The sequence below is a fragment of the Eikenella halliae genome (assembly GCF_001648475.1).
GTDB lineage: Bacteria > Pseudomonadota > Gammaproteobacteria > Burkholderiales > Neisseriaceae > Eikenella > Eikenella halliae.
Genome location: NZ_LXSQ01000002.1, coordinates 15,550 through 40,332 on the forward strand (window position 1 = coordinate 15,550; position 24,783 = coordinate 40,332).

The 24,783-nt window shown below is 55.4% G+C and carries 26 protein-coding genes, 2 tRNA genes and 1 other RNA gene; 17 read left to right on the forward strand and 12 right to left on the reverse strand.

The genetic code is table 11. The features are described 5' to 3' along the window. Nucleotides 1-12: 12 nt before the first annotated feature. The 4 genes from metX to ffs all read left to right on the forward strand — a co-directional run bounded on the left by metX (nucleotide 13) and on the right by ffs (nucleotide 2,545). On the forward strand, nucleotides 13-1,161 hold the full coding sequence (metX, locus tag A7Q00_RS00325; RefSeq protein WP_064088675.1) for a homoserine O-succinyltransferase MetX: 1,149 nt from the start codon (nucleotides 13-15) through the stop codon (nucleotides 1,159-1,161). Beyond that, a complete protein-coding gene (gene metW / locus A7Q00_RS00330) occupies nucleotides 1,148-1,729 on the forward strand; it encodes a methionine biosynthesis protein MetW (protein WP_064088676.1) in 582 nt (193 codons plus the stop codon). The genes metX and metW overlap by 14 nt, the downstream gene beginning before the upstream one ends. 195 nt (nucleotides 1,730-1,924) lie before the next feature. Beyond that, on the forward strand, nucleotides 1,925-2,203 hold the full coding sequence (locus A7Q00_RS00335) for a hypothetical protein (RefSeq protein ID WP_003824246.1): 279 nt from the start codon (nucleotides 1,925-1,927) through the stop codon (nucleotides 2,201-2,203). A gap of 244 nt (nucleotides 2,204-2,447) precedes the next feature. Continuing rightward, nucleotides 2,448-2,545, forward strand: an RNA gene (gene ffs, locus A7Q00_RS00340) — signal recognition particle sRNA small type. Between the two features lie 81 nt (nucleotides 2,546-2,626). On the opposite strand, the gene A7Q00_RS00345 is transcribed toward ffs, so the two are convergent. Together A7Q00_RS00345 and rsgA are read right to left on the reverse strand one after the other, a co-directional pair. Then, a complete protein-coding gene (locus tag A7Q00_RS00345) occupies nucleotides 2,627-2,821 on the reverse strand; it encodes a hypothetical protein (RefSeq protein WP_064088677.1) in 195 nt (64 codons plus the stop codon). Between the two features lie 176 nt (nucleotides 2,822-2,997). Continuing rightward, nucleotides 2,998-3,873, reverse strand: coding sequence for a ribosome small subunit-dependent GTPase A (gene rsgA, locus A7Q00_RS00350; protein ID WP_064088720.1), 876 nt, complete (start codon nucleotides 3,871-3,873; stop codon nucleotides 2,998-3,000). 131 nt (nucleotides 3,874-4,004) lie between these two features. On the opposite strand from rsgA, the gene dxs reads away from it, so the two are divergent. Further along, on the forward strand, nucleotides 4,005-5,885 hold the full coding sequence (gene dxs / locus A7Q00_RS00355; RefSeq protein WP_064088678.1) for a 1-deoxy-D-xylulose-5-phosphate synthase: 1,881 nt from the start codon (nucleotides 4,005-4,007) through the stop codon (nucleotides 5,883-5,885). A 549-nt stretch (nucleotides 5,886-6,434) separates the two neighbouring features. On the opposite strand, the gene A7Q00_RS00360 is transcribed toward dxs, so the two are convergent. Continuing rightward, a tRNA-Glu gene (locus A7Q00_RS00360) sits at nucleotides 6,435-6,509 on the reverse strand. A 10-nt stretch (nucleotides 6,510-6,519) separates the two neighbouring features. After that, nucleotides 6,520-6,596 (reverse strand) — tRNA-Arg (locus A7Q00_RS00365). A gap of 265 nt (nucleotides 6,597-6,861) precedes the next feature. On the opposite strand from A7Q00_RS00365, the gene dapE reads away from it, so the two are divergent. Beyond that, the gene (gene dapE, locus A7Q00_RS00370; protein ID WP_064088679.1) at nucleotides 6,862-7,998 is read left to right on the forward strand and encodes a succinyl-diaminopimelate desuccinylase; all 1,137 of its coding nucleotides are present in this window, start codon (nucleotides 6,862-6,864) and stop codon (nucleotides 7,996-7,998) included. 265 nt (nucleotides 7,999-8,263) lie between these two features. Here the strand turns inward: dapE and A7Q00_RS00375 are convergent, their stop codons facing one another. The 3 genes from A7Q00_RS00375 to A7Q00_RS00385 form a co-directional block, all read right to left on the reverse strand. Next, nucleotides 8,264-9,064: a lysophospholipid acyltransferase family protein gene (locus A7Q00_RS00375; protein ID WP_064088680.1), complete on the reverse strand. Its 801-nt coding sequence runs from the start codon at nucleotides 9,062-9,064 to the stop codon at nucleotides 8,264-8,266. A gap of 21 nt (nucleotides 9,065-9,085) precedes the next feature. Next, complete coding sequence (locus A7Q00_RS00380; protein ID WP_064088721.1) at nucleotides 9,086-9,835, reverse strand: GNAT family N-acetyltransferase; 750 nt, start codon at nucleotides 9,833-9,835, stop codon at nucleotides 9,086-9,088. Between the two features lie 279 nt (nucleotides 9,836-10,114). After that, entirely contained in the window at nucleotides 10,115-10,660 is a 546-nt protein-coding gene (locus tag A7Q00_RS00385) for an RNA 2'-phosphotransferase (RefSeq protein ID WP_064088681.1), read from the reverse strand. 331 nt (nucleotides 10,661-10,991) lie between these two features. On the opposite strand from A7Q00_RS00385, the gene A7Q00_RS13170 reads away from it, so the two are divergent. From A7Q00_RS13170 to xth, 11 genes are all read left to right on the forward strand, one after another. Further along, nucleotides 10,992-11,312, forward strand: coding sequence for a hypothetical protein (locus tag A7Q00_RS13170; protein ID WP_156503667.1), 321 nt, complete (start codon nucleotides 10,992-10,994; stop codon nucleotides 11,310-11,312). Nucleotides 11,313-11,515: 203 nt separating this feature from the next. Continuing rightward, nucleotides 11,516-11,749, forward strand: coding sequence for a 50S ribosomal protein L28 (rpmB, locus tag A7Q00_RS00390; RefSeq protein WP_035579964.1), 234 nt, complete (start codon nucleotides 11,516-11,518; stop codon nucleotides 11,747-11,749). Nucleotides 11,750-11,774: 25 nt separating this feature from the next. Continuing rightward, complete coding sequence (gene rpmG, locus A7Q00_RS00395; protein ID WP_003822324.1) at nucleotides 11,775-11,930, forward strand: 50S ribosomal protein L33; 156 nt, start codon at nucleotides 11,775-11,777, stop codon at nucleotides 11,928-11,930. A gap of 368 nt (nucleotides 11,931-12,298) precedes the next feature. Then, nucleotides 12,299-13,549: a lipoprotein-releasing ABC transporter permease subunit gene (locus A7Q00_RS00400; protein ID WP_064088682.1), complete on the forward strand. Its 1,251-nt coding sequence runs from the start codon at nucleotides 12,299-12,301 to the stop codon at nucleotides 13,547-13,549. After that, nucleotides 13,542-14,222 (forward strand): lipoprotein-releasing ABC transporter ATP-binding protein LolD, encoded by a 681-nt coding sequence (gene lolD, locus A7Q00_RS00405; protein ID WP_064088683.1) that lies wholly within the window; start codon nucleotides 13,542-13,544, stop codon nucleotides 14,220-14,222. Before A7Q00_RS00400 ends, lolD begins: the two co-directional genes overlap by 8 nt. Before the next feature lie 447 nt (nucleotides 14,223-14,669). Beyond that, complete coding sequence (gene tsaE, locus A7Q00_RS00410; protein WP_064088684.1) at nucleotides 14,670-15,152, forward strand: tRNA (adenosine(37)-N6)-threonylcarbamoyltransferase complex ATPase subunit type 1 TsaE; 483 nt, start codon at nucleotides 14,670-14,672, stop codon at nucleotides 15,150-15,152. Beyond that, nucleotides 15,122-16,399 (forward strand): N-acetylmuramoyl-L-alanine amidase, encoded by a 1,278-nt coding sequence (locus tag A7Q00_RS00415; protein WP_064088685.1) that lies wholly within the window; start codon nucleotides 15,122-15,124, stop codon nucleotides 16,397-16,399. Before tsaE ends, A7Q00_RS00415 begins: the two co-directional genes overlap by 31 nt. Nucleotides 16,400-16,513: 114 nt before the next feature. Further along, on the forward strand, nucleotides 16,514-17,569 hold the full coding sequence (gene mltB, locus A7Q00_RS00420; protein ID WP_156503668.1) for a lytic murein transglycosylase B: 1,056 nt from the start codon (nucleotides 16,514-16,516) through the stop codon (nucleotides 17,567-17,569). 103 nt (nucleotides 17,570-17,672) lie between these two features. Further along, nucleotides 17,673-18,014: an ISC system 2Fe-2S type ferredoxin gene (fdx, locus tag A7Q00_RS00425; RefSeq protein ID WP_064088687.1), complete on the forward strand. Its 342-nt coding sequence runs from the start codon at nucleotides 17,673-17,675 to the stop codon at nucleotides 18,012-18,014. Between the two features lie 54 nt (nucleotides 18,015-18,068). Next, nucleotides 18,069-18,263 (forward strand): Fe-S cluster assembly protein IscX, encoded by a 195-nt coding sequence (gene iscX / locus A7Q00_RS00430; RefSeq protein WP_003822048.1) that lies wholly within the window; start codon nucleotides 18,069-18,071, stop codon nucleotides 18,261-18,263. A 99-nt stretch (nucleotides 18,264-18,362) separates the two neighbouring features. Next, nucleotides 18,363-19,130 carry an exodeoxyribonuclease III gene (gene xth / locus A7Q00_RS00435; protein ID WP_064088688.1) on the forward strand — a complete coding sequence of 256 codons (768 nt, stop codon included), beginning with the start codon at nucleotides 18,363-18,365 and terminating at the stop codon, nucleotides 19,128-19,130. A 175-nt stretch (nucleotides 19,131-19,305) separates the two neighbouring features. Here the strand turns inward: xth and A7Q00_RS00440 are convergent, their stop codons facing one another. The 5 genes from A7Q00_RS00440 to gshA all read right to left on the reverse strand — a co-directional run bounded on the left by A7Q00_RS00440 (nucleotide 19,306) and on the right by gshA (nucleotide 24,759). Further along, on the reverse strand, nucleotides 19,306-19,704 hold the full coding sequence (locus tag A7Q00_RS00440) for a hypothetical protein (RefSeq protein WP_064088689.1): 399 nt from the start codon (nucleotides 19,702-19,704) through the stop codon (nucleotides 19,306-19,308). Between the two features lie 415 nt (nucleotides 19,705-20,119). Beyond that, on the reverse strand, nucleotides 20,120-21,157 hold the full coding sequence (pyrC, locus tag A7Q00_RS00445) for a dihydroorotase (RefSeq protein ID WP_064088690.1): 1,038 nt from the start codon (nucleotides 21,155-21,157) through the stop codon (nucleotides 20,120-20,122). A 121-nt stretch (nucleotides 21,158-21,278) separates the two neighbouring features. Then, nucleotides 21,279-21,506 (reverse strand): sulfurtransferase TusA family protein, encoded by a 228-nt coding sequence (locus A7Q00_RS00450; protein WP_064088691.1) that lies wholly within the window; start codon nucleotides 21,504-21,506, stop codon nucleotides 21,279-21,281. 634 nt (nucleotides 21,507-22,140) lie between these two features. Then, nucleotides 22,141-23,148: a tryptophan--tRNA ligase gene (gene trpS / locus A7Q00_RS00455; protein WP_064088692.1), complete on the reverse strand. Its 1,008-nt coding sequence runs from the start codon at nucleotides 23,146-23,148 to the stop codon at nucleotides 22,141-22,143. Between the two features lie 267 nt (nucleotides 23,149-23,415). Then, on the reverse strand, nucleotides 23,416-24,759 hold the full coding sequence (gene gshA / locus A7Q00_RS00460) for a glutamate--cysteine ligase (protein WP_064088693.1): 1,344 nt from the start codon (nucleotides 24,757-24,759) through the stop codon (nucleotides 23,416-23,418). Nucleotides 24,760-24,783: the final 24 nt, after the last annotated feature.

Consider the following 24,783-nt stretch of genomic DNA (forward strand, 5'->3'; position numbering starts at 1 on the left):
CAATTTCTATCTATGAACCCACCCGCTTCCGTGGGCATCGTTACCCCGCAAACCATTGCCTTCGAACAGCCCTTTGCCCTGCAAAATGGCGCCACGCTGCCGCGTTTTGATTTGATTACCGAAACCTACGGCACACTCAACGCCGATAAATCCAACGCCATCCTGATTTGCCACGCCCTTTCCGGCACGCACCACGTGGCCGGCCGCCACCATCCGGACGACAAACACCCGGGCTGGTGGGATAACATGGTCGGCCCCAATAAACCGGTGGATACCAACCGCTTTTTCGTGGTCGGGCTCAACAACTTGGGCGGCTGCGCCGGCAGCAGTGGCCCCTTGAGCACCAACCCGGCCACCGGCAAGCCCTACGGCTCGGATTTCCCGATGGTAACCGTAAAAGACTGGGTGCGTTCGCAAGCCCTGCTGGCCGACCATTTCGGCATCAAACAATGGGCGGCGGTGATGGGCGGCAGCCTAGGCGGCATGCAGGCCCTGCAATGGGCAATCGACTTCCCCGAACGCGTGCGCCACGCGTTGGTGATTGCGTCCGCGCCCAAATTGTCCACCCAAAACATCGCGTTTAACGACGTGGCCCGCCAGGCCATCCTCACCGATCCCGACTTCCACGAAGGCCACTACGCCAGCCGCCAAACCCTGCCCCGGCGCGGCCTGAAAATTGCCCGCATGATGGGGCACATCACCTATCTGGCCGAAGACGGGCTGGGCAAAAAATTCGGCCGCCAAATGCGCAACGGCAATTATCAATACGGCTACGGCATTGAATTCGAAGTGGAAAGCTATCTGCGCTACCAGGGTGACAAATTCGCCGACCGCTTCGATGCCAACACCTACCTGCTCATGACCAAGGCGCTGGATTATTTCGACCCCGCCGCCGATTTCGGCCACAATCTGCACACCGCGCTCTTGGGCGTGCAGGCCAAATTCTTCGTGGCCAGCTTCAGCAGCGACTGGCGTTTTGCGCCGGAACGTTCGCATGAATTGGTGAAAGCCCTGATCAGCGCGGAAAAAGACGTGCAATACATCGAAATCGAATCTTCCCACGGCCATGATGCCTTCCTGATGGAAGACGAACCGTATTTGAAAGCCGTGAAAGCCTATATCGATAATATCCACAAGGAGTTGGCGCATGAATCTGCGTGACGACCTGCAACTGATTTACGACTGGATTCCCGCCGGCAGCCGCGTGCTGGATTTGGGCTGCGGCGACGGTGAATTGCTGCACGCCCTGGTGAAACACAAAAACTGCAAAGGCTACGGCGTGGAAATCGACACCGGCAGCGTGATTGCCGCCATCGCCCGCGGCGTGAACGTGATTCAGGCTGATTTGGAGCAGGGTTTGCAGGCGTTCGGCAACGGCAGCTTCGATGTGATTGTGCTCAGCCAAACCATCCAGGCCATGCAAAACGTGGAAACCATCCTGCGCGACCTCACCCGCGTGGCCAAGGAAGCGATTGTTACCTTCCCCAATTTTGGCTATTGGCGCAACCGTTTTCAGGTAGCCTTCGGCGGGCATATGCCGGTGAGCGAGCGCATGCCCTACGATTGGTACGATACGCCGAATATTCATTGGTGCACCCTCAGCGATTTCGACCGCCTGTGCGCGAAAAACCGCATCCGCGTGCTGGAACGCGCGGTGATGGCCGGCGGCCGGCGCGTATCCTGCCTGCCGAACCTGCTGGGCAGCCTGGCATTTTACCGTGTGGGCTAAATGATGCTTTTGGCCTGATAATTCAGTTTTTTGTCTGCCTTTCCCGAGAAATTATTTAAATTATATCCAATTCGTCCTTTATTTGACTTAAATCAAAAATATCACACGGGCAAACAATGACACTGCCTGCGGACAAAACGTATAATCAGGTTAAGTTTTTTATATTTTTTTTAATATTAAAAGGGAAAGAGCAGTATGTTGCGCAATTTTTCAGACAAGTTTTCCGGCAACGACGATAAGGGCGATTTTGAGCTGCACTGCCTGATGATGATTATCGAAGATCCGGCACGCCGCCAATGGGCGGCACGCTTGAAAATCACCAAGAAATACGATGTTAGCAACGCCCGCACCACCCTGTTGGAAAAATTTGAAAAAGGGTTTGAGAAGGAACATGATGCCCAGCTGTTCGTGTTGGACGAGCTGGATGAGTTTCCGATATTCCGTGTTAAGGTGTTGGAAGGTTTCCGCCAGTAATTGGGCTGTTGGCTTATACAAAATAAAGGCTACCTGAAAGCCGGACGAGGTTTTCAGGTAGCCTTTTTAGGAGTGTCGGGTGAACAGGTGGGTTTTATCTTCGTGATAGCGGGTAATACAGGCTACCTGAAAAACACTGTAGCGGCTGAGTTTACACCCGTCAGTTATATCAATGTTGAGGCTACCTGAAAATTTTGCCGTCTTGGCAAAATGTATTTGGCTCCGTATAATCCGCAATTCTTATGGCGGGTCCCCCCGCATGCAGGTTTGGGGCAAGGGGTCAGGTGCGGAAGCAAGCAGCCCACCCTGAATTCAGCAGTGCCGGGGTTCCGGCTCGCCACCTCATATAAAACCGCTCCGGTTATTAAGCCGGAGCGGTTTTGCTATATATGGCTGAATAGCTGAGGCCTTTTGAGTAAGAGCTTATTTGTAAAAACGCTCGATAGAGTGAATTTTAAATGCGCTCACTTGGCATTTGTCGGCCACGAATTTTTTAAATTCGGCCTGGTTCAGATAGCGTATTTCTTCGCGCGGTAGCTGTAGCACAACTTGACGGTTTTGGTTGCTGTTGATGGCATCAGCAATGGTTACAACGTAGTTGGTGGTTTTTTTTGGCATAATTTACTCTCTTTAAAGCTGTTATTTTCTAGCGCAAACAGATAAATCATTAATATTATCTGATAGATTGCCTTTTTAAAAATGGTAAATTATCTATTCTGATTGTGCAAGTTTGGGCGGGTAAAGATATGCAGGGCTATGTAAATACAGCAATGTCGGTAAACGGCCTCAGAGGGCTACCATTTCTTCGTGGATAGTTCATCGGTCAGCTGTTGCAGAAGCTGCAGGCGGTCGGCACGGATATGGCCGGCTTCGGCGGCGGCTTTGAGCGCGCAGCCGGGCTCTTGGCGGTGGCTGCAGTTGTGGAATCGGCATTGGCCGATGAAGCCGCGCATATCGGGGAAGTATTGGGGCAGGGAGGCTACCTGAAGATGGTGCAGGCCGAATTCCTGCAAACCGGGGGAGTCGATGATGCAGGAGGTTTCGTTTAGGTCGTAGAGCTGGGCGTGGGTGGTGGTGTGTTTGCCGGAGTCGAGGGCGCTGGAGATTTCGTTGGTGCGGGCAATGCTTTGGCCGAGCAGGGCGTTAATCAGAGTGGATTTGCCCATGCCGCTTTGGCCCAACAGGATGCTGGTGTGCCCATTCAACACCGGCAGCAGGGCGGCGGCATCTTGCATGGCGCTGACAGGCAGCACGGGATAGCCTAGGCCTTCGTAAAACGCCAGTTTGCTGCGCCATTGTTCTGTTTCCGGCAAATCGGTTTTGTTCAACACAATCACCGCGCCGATATCGGCTGCTTCTGCCGCCAGCAGGGCGCGTTGTAATAGCAGCTCGCTGGGTGTAGGCACGGCAGCCAGTACAATCAGCAGTTGGCTTACATTGGCGGCAATCAGCTTGGTTTTCCAAGCATCTTGCCGATAGAGCAGGCTGCGGCGCGGCAGGAAATCTTCAATCACTGCCTGCTCGGCATTCAGCGGCGTAATGTGCACTTGGTCGCCGCAGGCGAAGTCCACCCGTTTTTTTCGGGTGGTGGCCTCGAAGGTGTGTCCATCGGCAGTGCGTACGATAAAGCGGCGGCCGTAGCTGGTGATGATTTGGGCAGTGTCGGTCATGTCGGTGGCCGGGTGGGAAAGTGCCATCATAGCAAGGATTGGCGTGTTGATGCCAATTTGCCTGCCGTGCCGGGCGGAATGGCTATATAATCCGCCTTTATTTATCCCAATCAATAGGGAACCGCCACACCATGACTACCACGCCGCTTCTCGATACCATCGACTATCCGCAGGATTTGCGCCGTTTGCGTGAAGACCAGCTGCCGCAGCTGGCTGCCGAACTGCGCACCTTTCTGTTGGAGAGCATCAGCCAGACCGGCGGCCATTTCGCCAGCAATCTGGGCGCGGTAGAGCTGGCTGTGGCATTGCATTATGTGTACGACACGCCCAACGACCACTTAATTTGGGACGTAGGCCACCAAAGCTATCCGCACAAAGTGCTCACCGGCCGCCGCAATCGTATGCACACCATGCGCCAATACAGCGGCTTGGCCGGTTTCCCCAAGCGCAGCGAATCGGAATACGACGATTTCGGCGTCGGCCATTCTTCCACCTCCATCGGTGCGGCATTGGGCATGGCGGTGGCCGACAAGCTTTCAGGTAGCCCCAACCGCAGCGTGGCCGTTATCGGCGACGGCGCGATGACCGCCGGCCAAGCTTTTGAAGCGCTGAACAATGCCGGCGATATGGATACCGATTTGCTGGTTATCCTCAACGACAACGAAATGTCGATTTCCCCCAACGTGGGCGCTTTCCCCAAATATCTTGCCGGCAGCCAGGGCAAAGACTGGCGCGACACCCTGCGCAGCATCAAACACAAATCCGAAAAAGTGCTCGACAAACTGCCCGGTGCGCTGCACATCGCGCAGAAAGTGGAGCAGCGGCTGAAAAGCGTGCTCGACGGTTCGCGCATCCGCCCCGATTCCCTGTTCGACAACTTCGGCTTCACCTACACCGGCCCGGTGGACGGCCACGACGTGCGGCAGCTGGTGGCCGTGCTCAAAGAGATGAAACAGCGCAAAGGCCCGCAGCTTTTGCATGTGCTCACGCAAAAAGGGCAGGGCTACAAACTGGCCGAAAACGACCCGGTCGGTTTTCACGCAGTGGGCAAATTCAATCCCGACCAAGGCCCGGTTAGCGGCGGCGCTGCCCCTTTGAGCTACACCCAAATTTTCGGCCAATGGATATGCGACCAAGCCGCCGTAGATAACAAATTAGTCGCCATTACCCCCGCCATGCGTGAAGGCAGCGGATTGGTGGAATTTGAGCGACGCTTTCCCGAACGCTATTTCGATGTCGGCATTGCCGAGCAGCACGCCGTTACTTTTGCTGCCGGCCTGGCCTGCTGTGGCATTAAGCCTGTGGTGGCGGTTTACTCCACCTTCCTGCAGCGCGCCTACGACCAGTTGGTGCACGACGTGGCATTGCAAAATTTGTCGGTATTGTTCGCCGTCGACCGCGCCGGTATCGTCGGCGCCGACGGCCCCACCCATGCCGGTGCCTATGATCTGAGCTTCCTGCGCTGCATCCCGAATATGGTACTGGCTGCCCCCAGCAGCGGCGAAGAGTGCCGCTTGTTGCTTTCCACCTGCTACGCGCTGGATTGCCCGACAGCCGTGCGCTACCCGCGCGGCGCCAGCGGCAGCACGGCAATCGGCAGCAGCTTGGATACCGTGCCGGTAGGCAAAGGCGTGGTACGGCGGCAGGGCAGAGGAACCGCCGTGTTGGCTTTCGGCAGTATGGTGCAGCCCGCGTTGCAGGCAGCGGAACAGCTGGATTTAACCGTGGCCGATATGCGCTTTGTGAAACCGCTGGATGAAGAATTGATTGCCGAACTGTCCGCCACCCACCAGCGGCTGGTGTGTATCGAAGAAAACGCCGTGCAAGGCGGAGCCGGCAGCGCGGTGTTGGAAGTGCTGACCAAACAGGGCTGCCGCTTGCCTGTGTTGCTGCTGGGTATCAAAGACATCGTTACCGGCCACGGCGATCCGGCCATCCTGCTAGATGACTTGGGATTGAGCGCCGAGAAGCTGGCGGCACGGATTGAGGCATTTGCACAATCAGTGGGTTGAGTGCAATTATCGTGATGCGAGAGGATTGGTGAAAAGGCTACCTGAAAATTTTCAGGTAGCCTTTAATTGTGTTTGGGCTAAGTGGTTATAGTGAATTAACAAAAACCAGTACAGCGTTGCCTTGCCGTACTATCTGTACTGTCTGCGGCTCGTCGCCTTGTCCTGATTTTTGTTAATTCACTACAATGTATTGGCAAGGCTGTAGTGCTTCATTTGTTTATAGCAAATTAACTTCACTTCCGCTGCAACATTAACCCGCCCTGCCGTACTTCCGTTAGTGTTTTCAGCTTACCGCTTGCTTTGTCTTGCTCTTATTTTGATTCACTATGCTTGCGCTGGCTCTCTTTGTTATTCTCTTGTGATGCTGCTTTTAGCTAGCAGTCTAATGCTATTTATTGATTCCAAATGAAGTAGAACAAGGAATTGCAGCAGTTAAGTTATATATAAAGCATAAATAAAAAGAACTTAACCTTGTTTTCAGGGTTAAGTTCCAAAATAATTGCTATTTTTATTATTCCAAAGCCCAGAATTAACTGGACTCTCGAAATCTGGCACGCCCAGGGGGAATCGAACCCCCGTTACCGCCGTGAAAGGGCGATGTCCTAACCGCTAGACGATGGGCGCGGATAAATTGTGGCGCACCCGGAGCGATTCGAACGCCCGACCCTCTGGTTCGTAGCCAGATACTCTATCCAACTGAGCTACGGGTGCGCTGTGAAGTTTCGAATTATAGTCAGGCTTATTTTTTAAGTCAAGCTATTTCGCCGAAAATATTCTTTTGTCTATGTATAATATTGGCTAGTTGTTTCATTCATCAGTAAAAATAAATGTGTGGGGAGTTGTTTTATCAACAGCTTTAAATTGTGGCTTAATCCTCAGGTAGCCTTTCCCAGTTTGCAGGCTACTTGAAACTTGGCAAATTCAAGCAAACCCGCTATAACCCAGTCTCATTATTATCTATTGCAACTTTGCCCATATGCCTGAAACCGCTTCTCTCCAACTAGCCAAACAACTTATCGCACAGGCCTCCATTACCCCGGACGACCACAGCTGCCAAGAGATAATCGCCGAGCGCCTGCGCGCCATCGGCTTTACTGTCGAACCCATGCCCTTCGGTCAAACGCAAAACCTGTGGGCGCGGCGCGGCAACGGCACGCCTCTGGCATGCTTTGCCGGGCATACAGACGTTGTCCCGCCCGGCCCGGCCGAAGCCTGGACATCCCCGCCGTTTCAGCCCGCCGAACGCAACGGCCAGCTCTACGGGCGCGGTGCGGCCGACATGAAAACCGGCATCGCCTGCTTCATCACCGCCTGCGAACGCTTCGTTGCACAATATCCGCAATTTTCAGGTAGCCTCGCCCTGCTGATTACTTCAGACGAAGAGGGCGACGGCAAAGACGGCACCGTGCGCGTGGTGGAAACCCTGCGCGCACGCGGCGAGCATATCGACTACTGCATCGTCGGCGAGCCGACTGCCGAACGCGAATTGGGCGACACCATCAAAAACGGTCGTCGCGGCTCGCTTTCAGGTAGCCTCACCATCCGCGGCAAACAAGGCCACATCGCCTATCCCCACCTTGCCGCCAACCCCGTCCACCTTGCCGCCCCCGCCCTGGCCGAACTCACCGCTGGGCATTGGGACAACGGCAACGCCTACTTCCCGCCCACCGGCTTCCAAATTTCCAATATCCACGCCGGCACCGGCGCCACCAACGTCATCCCCGGCGAACTATCCGTCCAGTTCAACTTCCGTTTCTCCACCGAATCCGATGCCGAAAGCCTGCAACGCCGCGTGGAAGCCATCTTGGAGAAACACCGTTTGCACTACAGCCTCCAATGGCAGCTCTCCGGCCAACCCTTCCTAACCGAAACCGGCCGCCTCATCCAAGCTGCCCAAGCCGCCATTGCCGAAGAGTGCGGCATCCAAGCCTCTCTTTCCACCGGCGGCGGCACATCGGACGGCCGCTTTATCAAAGCCATTGCCCGCGAACTCATCGAGCTCGGCCCGGTGAATGAAAGCATCCACCAGATCGACGAGCACATCGAGCTTGCCGCCATCCCCCGCCTCTCCTCCATCTACGAAAATATCCTGCGCCGCTTGCTGCTTGGTTAGGCCTGTTGGATATTTCAAATTGAATGCCACAAAATTTCAGGTAGCCTGCTCTGCCCACAGGCTACCTGAAATTTAGCTTCCTACTGCGTTGGCCTGCTTTGCCGTGCTACTTACCGTCTGCTCTTCGCTGTATTGGTGTGAAGAAATTATGATTTCAGCTATGGCTGCCGATTTTTGATTGGAAGCTACCTGAAAATCCTAAAGTTACCAAGCCAAACAAAAGCCGCCCCAACAAACGGGACGGCTCAATAATCATCACAGTGGATTAAGTCCGCTCAAACACAGCACCTTTTTCCTCCACCACACTCTCGGGCGGCAGGCCGCGCAGTTCGGCCAGTTTGGCCGCAATTTGCGCTTGGGCGGCCGCGCACAGCTCCTGCCGCGTTTTGCCTTCCGGCGGAATCGGCTCCAGAAAATACAGCACGCCTTCGCTACGCTTTTGCGGCAGGATGCGGCAAAACGACTCCCACAGGCTGGTGTCGCCGCAATAGGCCATATTTGTGTTTGGGCTGCCGTCTTCGTTCGGGTAGTACACCAATACCGGCCACACCGGCTGTTTGGCAATGATGGCGGTATCGAACAGCCCGCTCTTAAACGGCTTGATGCCGTGCCCGTCAGTGCTCGTGCCTTCAGGGAACACCACGGCGTAGTCTTTTTCCGCCAAAATCTGCAACAGCACATCCATCACCTGCTGTGACGATTGGCGGTTGCCGCGTTTGATGAATACCGTGTCCACCCGCGCCACCAGCCAGCCGATTACCGGCCAGTCGCGCACTTCCTGTTTAGCCACAAAGCGCACGGCTTGCACGGAGTTGATGAGAAAAATATCCAGCCAGGAGATGTGGTTGCCCACCATAAACTGGCCGCCCTCGGCGAAAAAACGCTCCGCGCCGTGCACGGTCAGCTTGGTACCGAACACTTTCATGCACCGGCGCGACCAGCGTTGAATCCGCCATTGACGTTTGGCCTTATCTTCACGGCCGAAAAACAAGGCTACCTGAAAGCAGCCCCACAGCAAAACGGCGGCCACTCCAAATAGCCTGACAATCAGTCTGAGCTTGCGCATCAGCTAACCTTATCTCCTGACTTATTTAACAAAATGTTTGGCATAACGCGGATGGATATTGGCCATCGGCATCATCACCAGCATATCGGCACTGCCGAAATCCTTGTCCCAATGCGGCTCGCCGCAAATCCATACGCCGGCGCGCAGATAGCCCTTCATCAGGGGCGGCGCCTCCACCTCCAAATCCTGCCGTAGTTCGTTCAGCGGCAGCGGTACTTTCGGGAACACGCGGTATTCCTCGGGCGAATAATGGGTTTGCTTGAGCTGGTTAAACAGGCTGGCGGCGTAGTGCCCGCCGTCGTCCACATGCACGCTGCCGCAGCCGATCATGTATTCCAGGCCGTGCGCTTGCATGAAGCTGATCAAGCCCATCCACAGCAATGAAATCGTGCCGCCGGTGCGGTAGTCCTTATGTACGCAGGCGCGCCCCAGTTCCACGGTTTTGGGCAGGATATGGCGGATGCGGGAGAGGTCGAATTCTGAATCGGAATACCAGCCGCCGGCAGCTTTGGCCGCCTCTTCGGTAATCAGGCGGTAGGTGCCGATGATGCGGCCGCTGGTTTTGTCGCGCACAATAAGGTGACGACAGAATTCGTCGTAATGGTCGATGTCGCGGCCGTTTTCGCCATGTATTCCGGCGCCCATCTCGCGGCCGAAGATGTCGAAACGCAGACGTTGCGCTTCTTCTACGGCATCTGCTTCGCGGGTCACACACACCTCAAGATTGCCGCCGTCCACCAGCAGCCATTCTTGGTCTTTTGTCTGTTGCATGGGGGATTTCTCCTGAAAAACGTGCATTTCGCACAGGCCGAACTGTAAAGCCACAAGGCGCAAGTGGCAAGTAGATTGTTTGCCCGTGCGGCGGAAATGGCGGATTTTAACAAAGGTTTTACTCAACAGCGAAATGGCACGCCCTAGATTATTCAAGAATATTGCAGGCCAAATGTTTGCTCTAGGTTAAAGTTTGTACCTTCAGATGGCCCTGTTAATCCATAGCTAACAGGCTACCTGAAAGTCTGCCTGCGCAATCGAAAAGTTTCAGGTAGCCTCTTACATTTGTCGTAAGAACTGTGGCGGCACTTCTTTAATCAGCCACACTTTATTGGCTGTTAAGTAAAACACAAAACCCTGCCGCCGCATCAAGCCGGCCTGCACTTTCAGAACCAACGGCTTGCCGTGGCGGCTACCCACCGACACAGCCGTTTCCACATCGCCCGACAAGTGCACATAATGCCGGCTGCCCGGCAGCAAGCCCTGTTGTTCAATCGCCTCGGCAAAACGCTGCGCCGTGCCGTGATACAGGATTTCTGGCGGCTCGGTTTCGGTGTAGGCAATATCCACTTGTGCCGTGGAATGCCCTTGTTCGGCACGGATTTTGCGGCCATCGGCAGACAGCGTAAACCGTTTTTTATTATTGGTGGCCACCACCTCATGCAATAGCGGCAGGCTGATATTGCGCCCGTGTGCGGTTGCCTGGGTTAATAGCTCATCCACATCTGCCCAGCCTTCGCCATCCAGCGTTAAACTGATGGCTTCGGGATGGTGGCGCAGGATATAACTGAGGAATTTACTTACGCTGGCGTTTGATTTGTCCATTGTGTTGCCTTTAAATTTGGTGTTTGGCTGTATCTTAAGTATGTGTTATAGCGAATTAACTTAGATTCAGCTACAGCATTGAGTTGTCTTGTTTTACTTCAGTACGGTTACCTTTCGGCCTTATGTCAAGCCAATTCAATTATAATTTCGTTATAGTTATATGATTGAAAAGTGAAATATTAGACGAGCGTCTGCATCTGCAAAGCCGCGTCCGCGAAAAACAAGAGGTACCTCAATTCTGCTTTGTTACAACAGGGCATCTAACTAATTACCTACCCAGATAGGCTATTTTTCAGGTATCCTAATTATCCTTGACCATGGGAGACTCAAAATGAAACACCTTAGCTTGTTCGTTCTGTTTGCGCTAGTTTCCGCTGCCACCCATGCAGAAAGCTGCCGCATCGCCGCGGCTGCCCCAGTACGTGAAACGCCTGGCGGCCGTATTTTGGGCAGTCTGCCTGCTAATCTAAATGTTACCTTGTTTGAACGCAGCCCCGATGATCATGGTAAAAACTGGGCGCTGGTCAGATGGCGTGGTAAACCTAACCACTACAACCGTTATTTTGGTGTCAATACCGGCTGGGTTGCGCCCAGTGCCATCCGCTGCACAAGATCAATAAGCGTCCCACGAATAAGGCTACCTGAAAATTAACGTACCGAGCAAAAGCAAATGTTTTTTGAAACAAGAAACTGAAGGATTAACTATGCCTCTTTAGGATGGGGTGCCCGCAAAATGTTGTATCCAGCAGCACATCCGCCAAGTTCATCGCGATAAAACTTGAACTGGAAATGCTTTCTATGGTATAAAGCAAGTTTCGTTTCTATCTAATATTTTTTGAAGTTTGGAGAATAACCATGGCACGAGTTTGCAAAGTAACCGGAAAGCGGCCGATGTCCGGTAACAACGTATCGCACGCCAACAACAAAACCAAGCGCCGTTTTTTGCCGAACCTGCAATCGCGCCGTTTTTGGGTTGAGAGCGAAAACCGCTGGGTGCGTTTGCGCGTTTCCAATGCGGCTTTGCGTTTGATTGACAAAGTTGGTATTGATGCCGTTCTGGCTGATCTGCGCGCACGCGGCGAAGCCTAATCACATTATTTAAGGAATTAGAGTCATGCGCGATAAAATCAAGCTGGAATCCAGCGCCGGCACCGGCCATTTCTACACCACCACCAAAAACAAGCGGACCACCCCCGGCAAATTCGAAATCAAAAAATTCGATCCGGTTGCCCGCAAGCACGTGGTTTACAAAGAAACCAAGCTGAAATAATCCTTCAGCTATACTTTCTACCCAAACTGCATTTTCTGCTTGGCAGAGAATGCAGTTTTCTATATCTGCTGTACTCAGGGTGTAGCCGCACTCAGGGCGTATCTGTCGTTAAATAGGGCAAATGCGCGTAATCCGAATGTCCGCCTGGGAAATAGTCTGTATACTGTGTGCCGCTTTTGCAATCTAATTGCCAGGCAAGTGCAGAGCGCATGTGCCTTGCCGCCGTATCAAATGCACAGCTAGCATATTGTGCAAATGAAGCGAACTGATGTTGCATGAAGTGGCTTTTAGCCGGATAAAGGCTACCTGAAACCCTGCCAATCCCATGATTGCAGCCTGCTTCGGCAGACTGCGGAGCCCATTCCACTATGCTTTCCTTAGAAACTTGGATCGGCCTGCGCTATATGCGCGCCAAAAAACGCAACGGGCTGATGTCTGTTATCAGCATCATCTCGATTTTCGGCATTGCCACCGGCGTAACCGCGCTGATTGTGGTGCTTTCCGTCATGAACGGTTTTCAAAAAGAAATCCGCGGCCAGCTGCTGAAGGTTACCCCGCATATGCAGATGAGCTATCTACAGGCCGAACCGGGCGACACCTGGCAGGGTCTGGCCAAAATCGCCCAAGCCAACCCGCGTGTGCTGGGCGTGGCGCCTTATGTGAGCGGGCAGGCACTGCTGGCCAATTCCGGCGAGGTTCAGGGTGTGCAGGTAAAGGGGATCGACCCGGCTGAAGAGCCGAAAGTGTCGGAATACGGCGAAAAGCTGCCCAACGAACTGTATCAGCAGCTCAAGCCCGGCCAGTTTGAAATGATTTTGGGCAAAGATATTGCCGACCGCTTAGGCGTGCAGCCGGGTGAGAAAGTTACCCTGATTTCGCCCGAAGGCAACGTTACACCGGTGGGCATGGTGCCGCGTATGAAGCAATTTACCGTGGCCGCCACTGTTTCCACCGGCATTTTCGCCGTGGATAACAGCCTGTCCATCATCCATATTGAAGACGCCAAAACCCTGTATCGTGCTGGGGATGGCGATGTCGGCATTCAGCTGCGCCTCTCGCAGCCAGAAACCGCTCCCGACGTAACCGCCGCCATCGTGCCCGCCGAGCAGCGCAACCGCATCGCCGCCTTCGACTGGACCTACCAAAACCGCGACTACTTCCAAGCCGTGGAAGTGGAGAAAAAGATGATGTTCGTCATCATGTTCTTCATCAGCCTTGTCGCCTCCATCAACCTGATTTCCACCCTCATCATGACCGTAACCGAAAAGCAGGCCGCCATCGCCATCTTGCGCACTCTCGGCCTGCCCCCGCGCGGCATCATGAAGATTTTCCTGGTGCAGGGCACGCTCTTGGGTGTGGTCGGCACCGCCATCGGCGTGGCGCTGGGCGTAACCGTGGCGCTGAACGTGGGCGTTATCGTTGCCGCCATCGAGCAGATGGCCGGCCGCAAGCTGGTTACTTCCGCCATCTATTTCATCGACTACATGCCTTCGCAAGTGAAGCTGTCCGACGTGCTGGCGATTGTTGCCATTTCCCTCGGTCTCTCCTTCGTGGCCACCCTGCTGCCCAGCTGGCGCGCATCCAAAACCCAACCCGCAGAGGCCTTGCGCTATGAATAAAGAAGCCGTTATCCAATGCCAAAACGTAGGCAAAACCTACGACGACGGCAGCCTCAAAGTGGAAGTGCTGCGCAATATCGATTTTCAGGTAGCCTCAGGCGAAGGCATCGGCATCATCGGCGCTTCCGGCAGCGGCAAATCCACCCTGCTGCACATTCTCGGCGGGCTGGATAAGCCCACCAGCGGCGAAGTGAAAATCCAAGGGCAGGGCCTCAACAGCCTCTCCCAAGTGGCCATCGGTCGGCTGCGCAACCGCCATTTGGGCTTTGTTTACCAATTCCACCACCTGCTGCCCGAGTTTTCCGCGCTGGAAAACGTGATGATGCCGCTGCTGGTGGCACGCAAAAGCCGCGCCGAAGCGCAGGCGGCCGCCGCCGAAATTTTAGAAAAAGTCGGCTTGGGCAGCCGCAAAACCCACCGCCCAGGCGAACTCTCCGGCGGCGAACGCCAACGTGCCGCCATCGCCCGCGCCCTGGTAACCAAGCCCGACTGCCTGCTGGCCGACGAGCCCACCGGCAACCTCGACCGCAAAAACGCCACCCACGCGCTGGAAATGATGCTGGAGCTCAAACACGAGCTGGGCACCGCCCTGATCGTGGTTACCCACGACGAGCAACTGGCCAAACGCTTCGACCGCGTGCTCACCATGGACGACGGCAGCCTGCGCGCTTAATTTCACCCGTAAATCCGGCTGTGCTGCCGGGCGAAACGGTTGCAGAATATAAAGGCTACCTGAAAACGGCTTGGCAGGTTTTAACTGCATGGAAACTTCGTTTTCAGGTAGCCTTTTGGTTTTCTGCAATTTGGCTTTCTGCAATGGCGGGGCAATGCCGTCGCACGCTTTTAGCGCACATCCATTTCACGATAGGGCGAATTTATAGTGGATTAACAAAAATCAGGATAAGGCGGCGAGCCGCAGACAATACACACGTTACGGCAAGGCGAGCCAACGCTGTACTGGTTTTTGTTAATTCACTATAAGTTTTCAGGTAGCCTCAATCCAGGCTACCTGAAAGCGCAGCTTCAATGCATTAAAAGCTGCCAAGTCAGCATTAGCAGGCTGGTTGAAAGCCGCCCAGCTTAAACTTTCCCAACAGTATTTCGGGTTATAATCCGCCCTATGCAAAACTCCCTCTCTTTCTTTCTCAACGGTGAAGCCGCCACCGAAGCCTTCGGCAACCGCATCGCGCCCGATTTGGCCGCACCGCTGGCGGTGTGGCTGGAAGGCGATTTGGGCGCGGGCAAAACCACGTTGGTGCGCGCTATTTTGCGCCGGTTGGGGCATGCGGGCGCAGTGAAAAGCCCCACTTATGCCATTGTGGAAAGCTACCGGCCAAACGGCCTAGCGGTAAACCATTTCGATTTATACCGCTTCGCCGCGCCGGAAGAGTGGGAGGATGCCGGGCTGGGCGAACTGTTTGCCGAGCCCGCCCTCCATTTCATCGAATGGCCGCAACGCGCTGCAGGCTTCGTGCCTGCAGCCGATTTGCGTATCGCGCTGCAAAACAGCGGCAGCGGCCGTGTCTGCACCCTTTCCGCCGATTCCGAAAAAGGCAAGCAACTCATCGAATTATGGCAAAACTTACCCGCCGAACTTTCCTAAGCAGCGGCGCCGGCCTGCTGCTCCTGAGCATTTTGCCCACGGGCGAAGCGCACGGCACGCCGCAGTTTGTGGCCGTGCGCATCTGGCCGGCCTCTTCCTATACCCGCGCCACGCTCGAATCTACCCGCCCTCTGCAACATAAATATTTCCTGCTGGACAACCCGCGCCGTCTGGTGGTGGACATTCAGGGCGCGAGCCTCGACAGCGTGGTGCAGAGCCTGCCGCAGAAGCTCAGCCGCAGCGATCCTTATGTGGCCGGCATTCGCGTGGGGCAGTTCAACCCCGATACCATTCGCGTGGTGATGGATTTGAAAACCGCCGTGAACCCGCAAGTGTTCTCGCTCGCGCCGGTGGCCAATTTCAAACACCGTCTGGTAATCGACCTCTATCCCACCCGGGCCGCCGCGCTGGCGCAAGAAGCCGACGATCCGCTGATGGCGCTCTTGCAAGACTACACCAACGGCCGCATCCGCCAAGACGGCACCGCCACCGAGCAGGCGCAAACCACCAGCGTGCCGCCGGTGCAAAACCAGGCCGGCGGCAATCGGCGCGGCAACCGCAAGCTGGTGGTGATGCTCGATCCCGGCCACGGCGGCGAAGATTCCGGCGCGGTCGGCCCCAGCGGCTTGCGCGAAAAAGACGTGGTACTTTCGATTGCGCGCGAAGCCAAACGCGAAATGGAGCGGCTCGGCTATCAGGTGTACATGACGCGCAATGAAGACGTGTTTATCCCGCTGGGTGTGCGCGTGGCCAAGGCGCGCAGCCGCAAAGCCGATATTTTCATTTCGATTCATGCCGATGCCTTCACCACGCCGCAACCGCGCGGCACCGGCGTGTATGCCTTAAGCCGGGGCAGAGCCACTAGCGCCGCCGCCCGTTGGCTGGCGCAATCGCAAAATGCCTCCGACCAAATCGGCGGCATCCGCGTGAGCGGCAACCGGCAGGTGGACCACACGCTGTTTGATCTGGTGCAAACCGCCACCATTAACGATAGCTTGCGCCTGGGCAAATCGGTGCTCGACGAAATGGGCAAAATCAACCGCTTGCACAAAGGCCATGTGGATCAGGCCGGCTTCGCCGTGCTCAAGGCGCCGGATATTCCGTCGATCTTGGTGGAAACCGCCTTCATTTCCAACCCCACCGAAGAGCGGATGCTGGCCAGCAGCCAGTTCCGCCAAAAAGCCGCCCGCGCCATTGCCGCCGGGGCACAGCAATATCTGGCCACGGCCGCGGTGGCAAGACGTTAGCTGCTTGACCGGCAAGCATTAAAGGCTACCTGAAAGTTTTCAGGTAGCCTTTGCATTCGCGTCGGGTTGGCTGCCTGTGCTACACTTTATGCATTGTTTGTTTGCTTGGAAACCATGATGAAATTGAAATTTGCCCCCGCTTTAGCCGTTTTGTTTGTGTTGGCCGCATGCAGCAGCGAGCAGCCGATTGCGCCTGTGCCGGAGGCGCAGAAGGCGGTGCCGGAAGCATCGGCCTTGCCGGTGTCGGAAACCGGGTTCAGCCAAAATGCCGAGGTGCAGCGTTTTATCCGGCAGCAGGCCGGGTTGGGCGTGATGGGCGAAGGCCAGTTGCAGCAGTTTTTCGCGCAGTCGGTGTATAAGGGCAATATTGTCAATATCATGAACCGCCCCGGCACGTCGCGTCCGTGGTATGAGTTCCGTAGCGGCAATGCCGGCGCGGGCAAAATCAACGGCGGCCGCCGTTTCTACCAGCAATACCGCCAAGTGCTCGACCAAGTGGCGAGCGAATACGGCGTGCCGGCGGAAGTGTTGGTGGCGATTGTGGGCATCGAAACGAACTATGGCAGCAATATGGGCAGCTTCCGCCTGGCCGATTCGCTGCCCACGCTGGCGTTCGGCTACCCGCGTCGCGGCGAGTTTTTCCAGCAGGAGTTGCATGAATTCCTGCTGATGGCCAAAGAAGAAGGACGCGATCCATTCAGCTTCACCGGCAGCTACGCCGGGGCGATGGGGATGCCGCAGTTTATGCCGTCGAGCTACCGCAAATGGGCGGTGGATTACGACGGCGACGGCCAGCGCAACATCTGGGGCAGCGTGCCGGATGTGGCGGCTTCGGTGGCCAACTATCTGAAGGCGCACGGCTGGCGGCGCGGCGGCAAGGTGATGGTGCCGGTGTCGATGGTGCCCACGCCGGAACTGCTGGCGCTGATTGATGAAAAAACTGCGCTGAATAAAACCGTGGGCGAGCTGCGGCAGATGGGGGTAACGCCGCTGGAGGAAGTGGCCGACCACGAAAAAGCCGTGCTGTTCCGCCTGGAAACCACGCCCGGCCAGTATGATTATTATATCGGCCTCAACAATTTCTTCGCCGTTTGGCAATACAACCACAGCCGCCTGTATGTGAGCGCGGTGCGCGAAATTGCCAACGGCGTGGGCGGCGGCAAGCTGTAAGCCCCGTTGCAATAGAGGCTACCTGAAAAGCAATCAACTGTTTTCAGGTAGCCTTTTCCGTTACAATACGCCACTCAAAAATTTAGCCAAGAAAGCACACACCATGCCCAAAGTAACCGTCTTGCCACACAGCGAATTGTGCCCCGAAGGCAAAATCATCGAAAACGCCTCCGAAGGCGAAAGCATTTGCAGCCTGCTGCTCGACAACGGCATCGAAATCGAGCATGCCTGCGAGCAATCCTGCGCCTGCACCACCTGCCACGTGATCGTGCGACAAGGCTTCGACAGCCTGGAAGAACCCAGCGAAATCGAAGAAGACCTGCTCGACCAAGCCTGGGGCTTGGAAGCCGAATCGCGCTTGAGCTGCCAGGCCAAAGTGGCCGGCGAAGACCTCGTGGTGGAGATTCCCAAATACACCATCAACCACGCCCGCGAGCATCATTAAGCCTGGCGCTCCCCAGCCGCCGGCCGTACACATCTAGTTTCAGGTAGCCTCATCATGAAATGGACCGACACCCAACGCATCGCCGAAGAACTCTTCGACCGCCATCCCGACATCGACCCGAAAACCGTCCGCTTCACCCAGCTGCGCCAGCTCATCCTCGATTTGCCCGAGTTTGATGACGACCCGCAGCGTTGCGGCGAGCGCATCCTCGAAGCCGTGCAACAGGCTTGGATAGACGAAGCCGAGTAAACCGCCAGCCAATGTTTCAATTCCGTTGAAGCGCATATTTTCAGGTAGCCTCACTATCGATGCAGGCTACCTGAAAAATTCATTCCGAAAGCAAACGCCATGAAAATCGCCACTTGGAACGTAAACTCCCTCAAAGTGCGCCTGCCGCACGTGAGCGACTGGCTGATTCAGCATCAGCCCGACGTGCTCTGCCTGCAAGAGCTCAAGCTGGATCAAGACCAGTTCCCGCTTTCCGCCTTCGAAATGCTCGGCTACCGCGCCGTGTGGAGCGGGCAGAAAACCTACAACGGCGTGGCCATCCTCAGCAAAGAAGAAGCGCAAAACGTACACACCGGCCTGCCCGCCCTGCCCAACGACCCGCAACGGCGCGTGATTGCCGCCACCATCGGCGGCGTGCGTGTGGTGGACGTATACTGCGTGAACGGCGAGGCCGTGGGCAGCGAGAAATTTGCCTACAAGCAGCAATGGTTTGCCGCGCTGGCCGAATTTATCCGCAACGAATTGGTGCAACACTCGGAATTGGTGCTGCTCGGCGATTTCAACATCGCCCCCGCCGATTTGGATGTGTACGACCCTGAAAAATGGCAGGGCAAAATCCTCTGCTCCGCCGAAGAGCGCGCCTGGTTTCAAACCCTGCTCGACCTCGGCCTCACCGACAGCCTGCGCCGCCTGCACCCCGCCGAACCGCTCTACACCTGGTGGGACTACCGCATGAATATGTTCCGCCGCAAACTCGGCCTGCGCATCGACCACATCCTCGCCAGCCAAGCCCTGCTGCCGCGCCTTACCGCCGCCGGCGTAGACACCGCCCCGCGCGCGCTGGAACGCCCCAGCGATCACGCACCGGTGTGGGCGGAGTTTGAATAGCACATCGTTGTTGCAATGAAAAGGCTACCTGAAAGCAATGCCTTGGCGAAACCGAGGCTGGGCTTTCAGGTAGCTTTTTGTATCGAAATTGTAGTGATTAGGTTGGGTTAGAAACCAAACATCTGGGCTATTTTCATTGTGTTGGGTTACGCCATAAACGGCTAACCCAATCTACCTACACTAACTCAATATTTAAAAATTTCAAAAAGTTATGATTAAAATCTAGCTTCAACAGTTTATTTTTAAAAATCTCTGATATTACTATATTAGTATCAGGCCATTCCATTATTCTAAAAATTTCTACATCATTAGGTATTTTGGATTTATAAATAACGGGTTTATAAAAAATCTGGCCTCTAGGATGTTCCCATTCTTTTATTTTCCTTTCAGGAGGCCAAGGCTCAAAACTTGATTTCTCCCAATTCACACAATTAAAAATTAAGTTTTTTATATCAAAAGCCAAGAACTCATTCTTGCCATTAAGATTGAAGACAGGAATCAAATCTAGGTATTCGCCTTTAAGAATACTTATGTCTTTAATATCTTTCCGAATTAATAAAATATCATCTGCCATGTTAAATGGTGGAATATTGTTTGATTTTTCATCAAATTTAAGATTTTCATAATATAAATCTAAATTACCCTATGCTTTTATGGGAGAATATATATCATTGCTATCTTTATCTGTGAATAGGCTAATAGTTGAATATCCATTCCATAATTCACTGTTGGAGTTTATGGATAATAAATAGTATTTCATATCAAAACCTTATTTTATTAAATAAATATTTAACCAGTATCTTATTGTAACTGCTAATACTTTCAGGTAGGTAAGTTGGGTTGGAAACCCAACATTATCTAGGCCATTTCCATTAGTTTGGGTTACTTGCTATACATGAAAAAGGCTACCTGAAAATGTGAGCGTTGCAGAAATTTGCTCCGCTTATTTTCAGGTAGCCTTTTTGCATCAAAATCAGAGCGGGCGGGGCTTACGGTTGCATCGTCCAAGCCACGCTGCCGCCGGCGCGCATGGGGACGAGTTGCCCGCCGTTGCCGATGGGGAAGCTGTTGGGCACGGTTTGCGCTTGTTTCACCAGGGTGATGGTGTCGGTATTTTCGGGCAGGCCGTAGAAACGGGCGCCGTTTTTCGAGGCGAATGCTTCGAGTTTGCCGAGCGCGCCGATTTGCTCGAAGGCTTCGGTGTAGAGCTCGATAGCGGTGGCGGCGCTGAACATGCCGGCGCAGCCGCAGGCGTTTTCTTTGGCGTGTTGCGGGTGCGGCGCGGAGTCGGTGCCGAGGAAGAATTTATGCGATTGCGCACCGGATACGGCTTCGAGCAGGGCTTGGCGGTGGCTTTCGCGTTTGAGCACGGGCAGGCAGTAGTGGTGCGGGTGCACGCCGCCCACCAAGAGGTCGTTGCGGTTGAGCAGCAGGTGCTGCGGGGTAACGCTGGCGGCGAGGTTGTCGCCGCTTTGGCACACGAGGCGGGCGGCTTCGGCGGTGGTGATGTGCTCGAACACGGTTTTGAGGCCGGGCACTTTATTCAGCACGGGCAGGAGGATACGCTCGATGAATGCGGCTTCGCGGTCGAAGATGTCGATGGCGGGATCGGTTACTTCGCCGTGCACCAGGAAGCGCATATCCTGGGCGGCGATTTCTTCGAGCACGGGCAGGAGTTTGAACAGGTCGGTTACGCCGCTGTCGGAATTGGTGGTGGCGCCGGCGGGATAGAGTTTGAAGGCGGCGATGTCGGCGGCTTTGGCTTCCCGCACCAGGGCGGGGGTGGCGTGGTCGGTGAGATAGAGTGTCATCAGCGGTTGGAAGCGGCTGCCGGCGGGCAGGGCGGCGAGGATGCGTTCGCGGTAGGCCAAGGCATCGGCCACGCCAACCACCGGAGGCTTGAGGTTGGGCATGATCACGGCGCGGCCCATCTGGCGGGCGGTGTGCGGCAAAACGTGGCGCAGGGTGTCGCCGTCGCGCAGGTGCAGGTGCATATCATCGGGGCGGAGGAGGGTGAGGGTTTGCATGGTGGGGAGCTTTCGTGATTTGGAACGTTATATTTTCAGGTAGCCTTTGGATGCCGGGCGGATAAGGCTATCTGAAACCGTGTTGCAAGGTTGGTTAAAACGATATTGCGGTGAAGCCGGGCTATTTGTGTTGGATCACCAAAACGAACACGCCGTTATCCGTGTCGGAAGCGAGCAGTTGGTGGCCGGTTTGGCGGCAGAAGGCGGCGAAGTCGTCGGGAGCGCCGGGGTCGGTGGCGCGCACGGAAAGGATCTGCCCGGTTTCTAAGGTGGCCAGCGCTTTTTTGGCACGGAGAATGGGCAGGGGGCATTTGAGGCCGGTTAGGTCGAGCTCTAGGGTAGGGGTCATGGCGGTGGTTTCGGTGTGATTGATAGGGGTGGATTATAACGCGGGCCGGGCTTGGGGTGAGAATGAGAAAAGGCTACTTGAAATTTCAGCACCGCAGAAACTCGGCTTTCTTTGGAAACCCTGTTTGAACTTTGTTGAAACTGTGTTTTCAGGTAGCCTTCCCCTTGCTGGGTGTGTAGGGTGTGTGCGGAACGCACGCACGCGTTATTCAAACCTCAAACAACGGCGTGCGTGCCTGCGGCACACACCCTACAGCCGCTTAGTGCGTAGCTTAAGTTGGGAAACCCGACGGTTCACTTTATTTGTTGGGTTACGCCTGCGGCTAACCCAATCTACTCTTATTGCCGTTTGCCGTGAGGCGGAACGAAATATTGGGTTTGATGCTTGCCCGCCGTAACGCCAAAGGCTACCTGAATTCTGTTTCAGGTAGCCTTTCAGCATGAGGTTTATGCCGCAGGGACACGCGCCGTTGCCAGTTATTCCAAAGCTGCGTGTGTGCGTTCCGCACACACCCTACACGGCTGCCATGGGGAAGGCTACCTGAAATTTCAGGTAGCCTTTATTGTGGTTACCTTTGGCCCGGTTGATGGTTTTTCAGGTAGCCTTTTGTGTGTCTGCCAAACAGCCGTATTGTTCAACGAAGCGGACGGATGCCTACGGCGTCGCGCACTTGGTCGAGCAGTTCGCGGGCTTGTTTGCGGGCTTTGGCAGCGCCGGCCTGCAGGATGTCTTCGATTTGTGCGGGCTGGGCGGTGAGCTCGTGGAAGCGTTCGCGTTTGGGGGCAAGCTCTTCGTTCAGTTTGGCGCCGAGCAGTTTTTTGGCTTCGCCCCAGGCCAGGCCGTCGGCGAGCATTTGGGTGAATTCGGCGGTTTCGGCGGGGGTGGCGAAGGCTTTGTAGATGTCGAACAGCGGGCTCTCGTCGGGGGTTTTCGGCTCGCCGGGCTCTTTGAGGTTGGTGATGATTTTGTTCACGGCTTTTTGCAGCTTTTTCTCGCTTTCAAACAGCGGGATAGTGTTGCCATAGCTCTTGCTCATTTTGCGCCCGTCGAGGCCGACGAGGAGTTCTACGTTGTCGTCCACTTTGGCTTCGGGCAGCACAAACAGTTCTTTGAAGCGGTGGTTGAAACGCTGGGCGATGTCGCGGGTCATTTCCACGTGCTGGATTTGGTCGCGGCCTACCGGCACTTCGTGGGCGTTGAACATGAGGATGTCGGCGCTCATGAGGATGGGGTAGCTGTAGAGGCCCATTTCCACGCCGTGGTCTTGGTCGGTTTGGCCGGCATCGAGGTTGGCCTGCACGGCGGCTTTGTAGGCGTGGGCGCGGTTCATCAGGCCTTTGGCGGTGATGCAGGTGAGTATCCAGTTGAGCTCGGGCACTTCGGGGATGTCGCTTTGGCGGTAAAACGTGGTGCGCTCGGGGTCGAGGCCGCAGGCGAGCCAGGTGGCGGCCACGGCCTGGGTGGAGGTGTGGATGACTTCGGGGTCGTGACATTTGATGATGCCGTGGTAGTCGGCCAAAAAGAGGAAGGATTCGGCGGAGGGGTCGGCTGCGGCGGCAATGGCGGGGCGGATGGCGCCGACGTAGTTGCCCAAATGTGGGATGCCGGTGGTGGTTACGCCGGTGAGGACTCGTTTTTTCATGGATGGCTTTCTGTGGTTTGGCGGGAATAGGGAGGCGGCGCTGGGGCTACCTGAAAAATGGCAGATTATAGTGCAAGGGCGGGGAGGCGGGAAAATTTCAGGTAGCCTCTTTATGTGTGTATAAGGGCTACCTGCAAGATGGAAATTCTGTGTGGGCAATAAGTTGTACCATTTAGATGTCTGCAAAAAAGGCTACCTGAAAACGTGGGTTTCAATGCAGTTAAAACGCTGCATAGCGAAAGTTTCAGGTAGCCTTTGTTGGCGATATCAATAATTATCCAACTCAATCGAAGCCGCCAAAAGCGAGAGGCGGGCCATCACGCCGTACACATACAGGCGGTTGCTGGCGCAGTCGCAGGTTTGGCTGCGGTCGGGCAGGCCGAGGGTTTGCCATTGTTCGAACACGCGCTTGCTGCCGGCGAGGAATTCCGGGTCGTCGCCGCTGCTGTCGGTTTGCGGCATATTGCGGCTGAGCGGCACGAAGCGCATGCCGCTGGCGTTGAGGTTTTCGTCGGCGCCGCGCCCTTCGTGCACGCGGAAGAAGCCGCCCACCACGAAGCGGTCGATCATATACACCACCGGCTCGGCCACGGCGCCGTTGAGGGTTTCGTAGGTGTAGATGCCTTCCTGCACAATCACTTCGGTTACGGCCAGGCCTTCTTTCACGGTGGCCATTTTGTTGCGGTTTTTGCGGTTGAGCGCGCGCACTTCGTCGGCGGATTTCACGCTCATCACGCCCATGCCGTAGGTGCCGGCGTCGGCTTTGACGATGACGAAGGGTTTGTCGGTGATGCCTTTTTCGTCGTATTTGGCCTGGATTTCGGCCAGCACGCGCTCCACGGCTTCGGCCAGGGCGTCTTCGCCTTCGCGTTCGTGGAAGTTGAGGCCGGACACTTTTTCGAAATAAGGGTTAATCTGCCATGGGTCGATGCCGATGAGCCCGGCAAATTCGGCGGCCACTTGGTTGTAGGCGGCGAAGTGGGCGGTTTTGCGGCGGGTGGTCCAGCCGCCGTGCAGGGGCGGCAGCACGGTGTGGCGGATGCCTTGCAGGATTTCGGGCACGCCGCCGGAGAGGTCGTTGTTCAACAACACGAGGCAGGGCGAGAAGCCGTCGGCCAGGTGCACGCGCTCGCGGGTGCGCAGCAGGGGCTCGAGCAAAATGGTGTGCCCCAGCGCGGTTTTGAATTCGGACGGCTCGGTGATTTCGGGATTCAGGCTGCCCAGTCGCACGGTAAAGCCGGCCTGTTGCAGGATATTGCTCAGGGCATACACGTTTTCCAAGTAAAACGTATTGCGCGTGTGGTTTTCCGGCACGATCAGCACGGATTTGGCCGCTTCGCAATAGCGTTCCACCGCGTCGGTGGCGGCGGCGGCGGCCAGCGGGCTGAATTGGGGGTTGAGGTTGTTGAAGCCGCCGGGAAAGAGGTTCATGTCGATGCTGGCCATTTTGTAGCCGCTGTTGCGGATGTCCACCGAGCCGTAAAACGGCGGCTTGTGCCGTTTCCACTGGCTGCGGAACCAGGCCTCGATTTCGGCTTGCTTTTGCAGGATGAGTGTTTCAAAATCCCGCAGATATTGCGCGTATTGCGGGGAAATAACCGGAATACCCATGCTGATCTCCTTTTAAACAGTGTG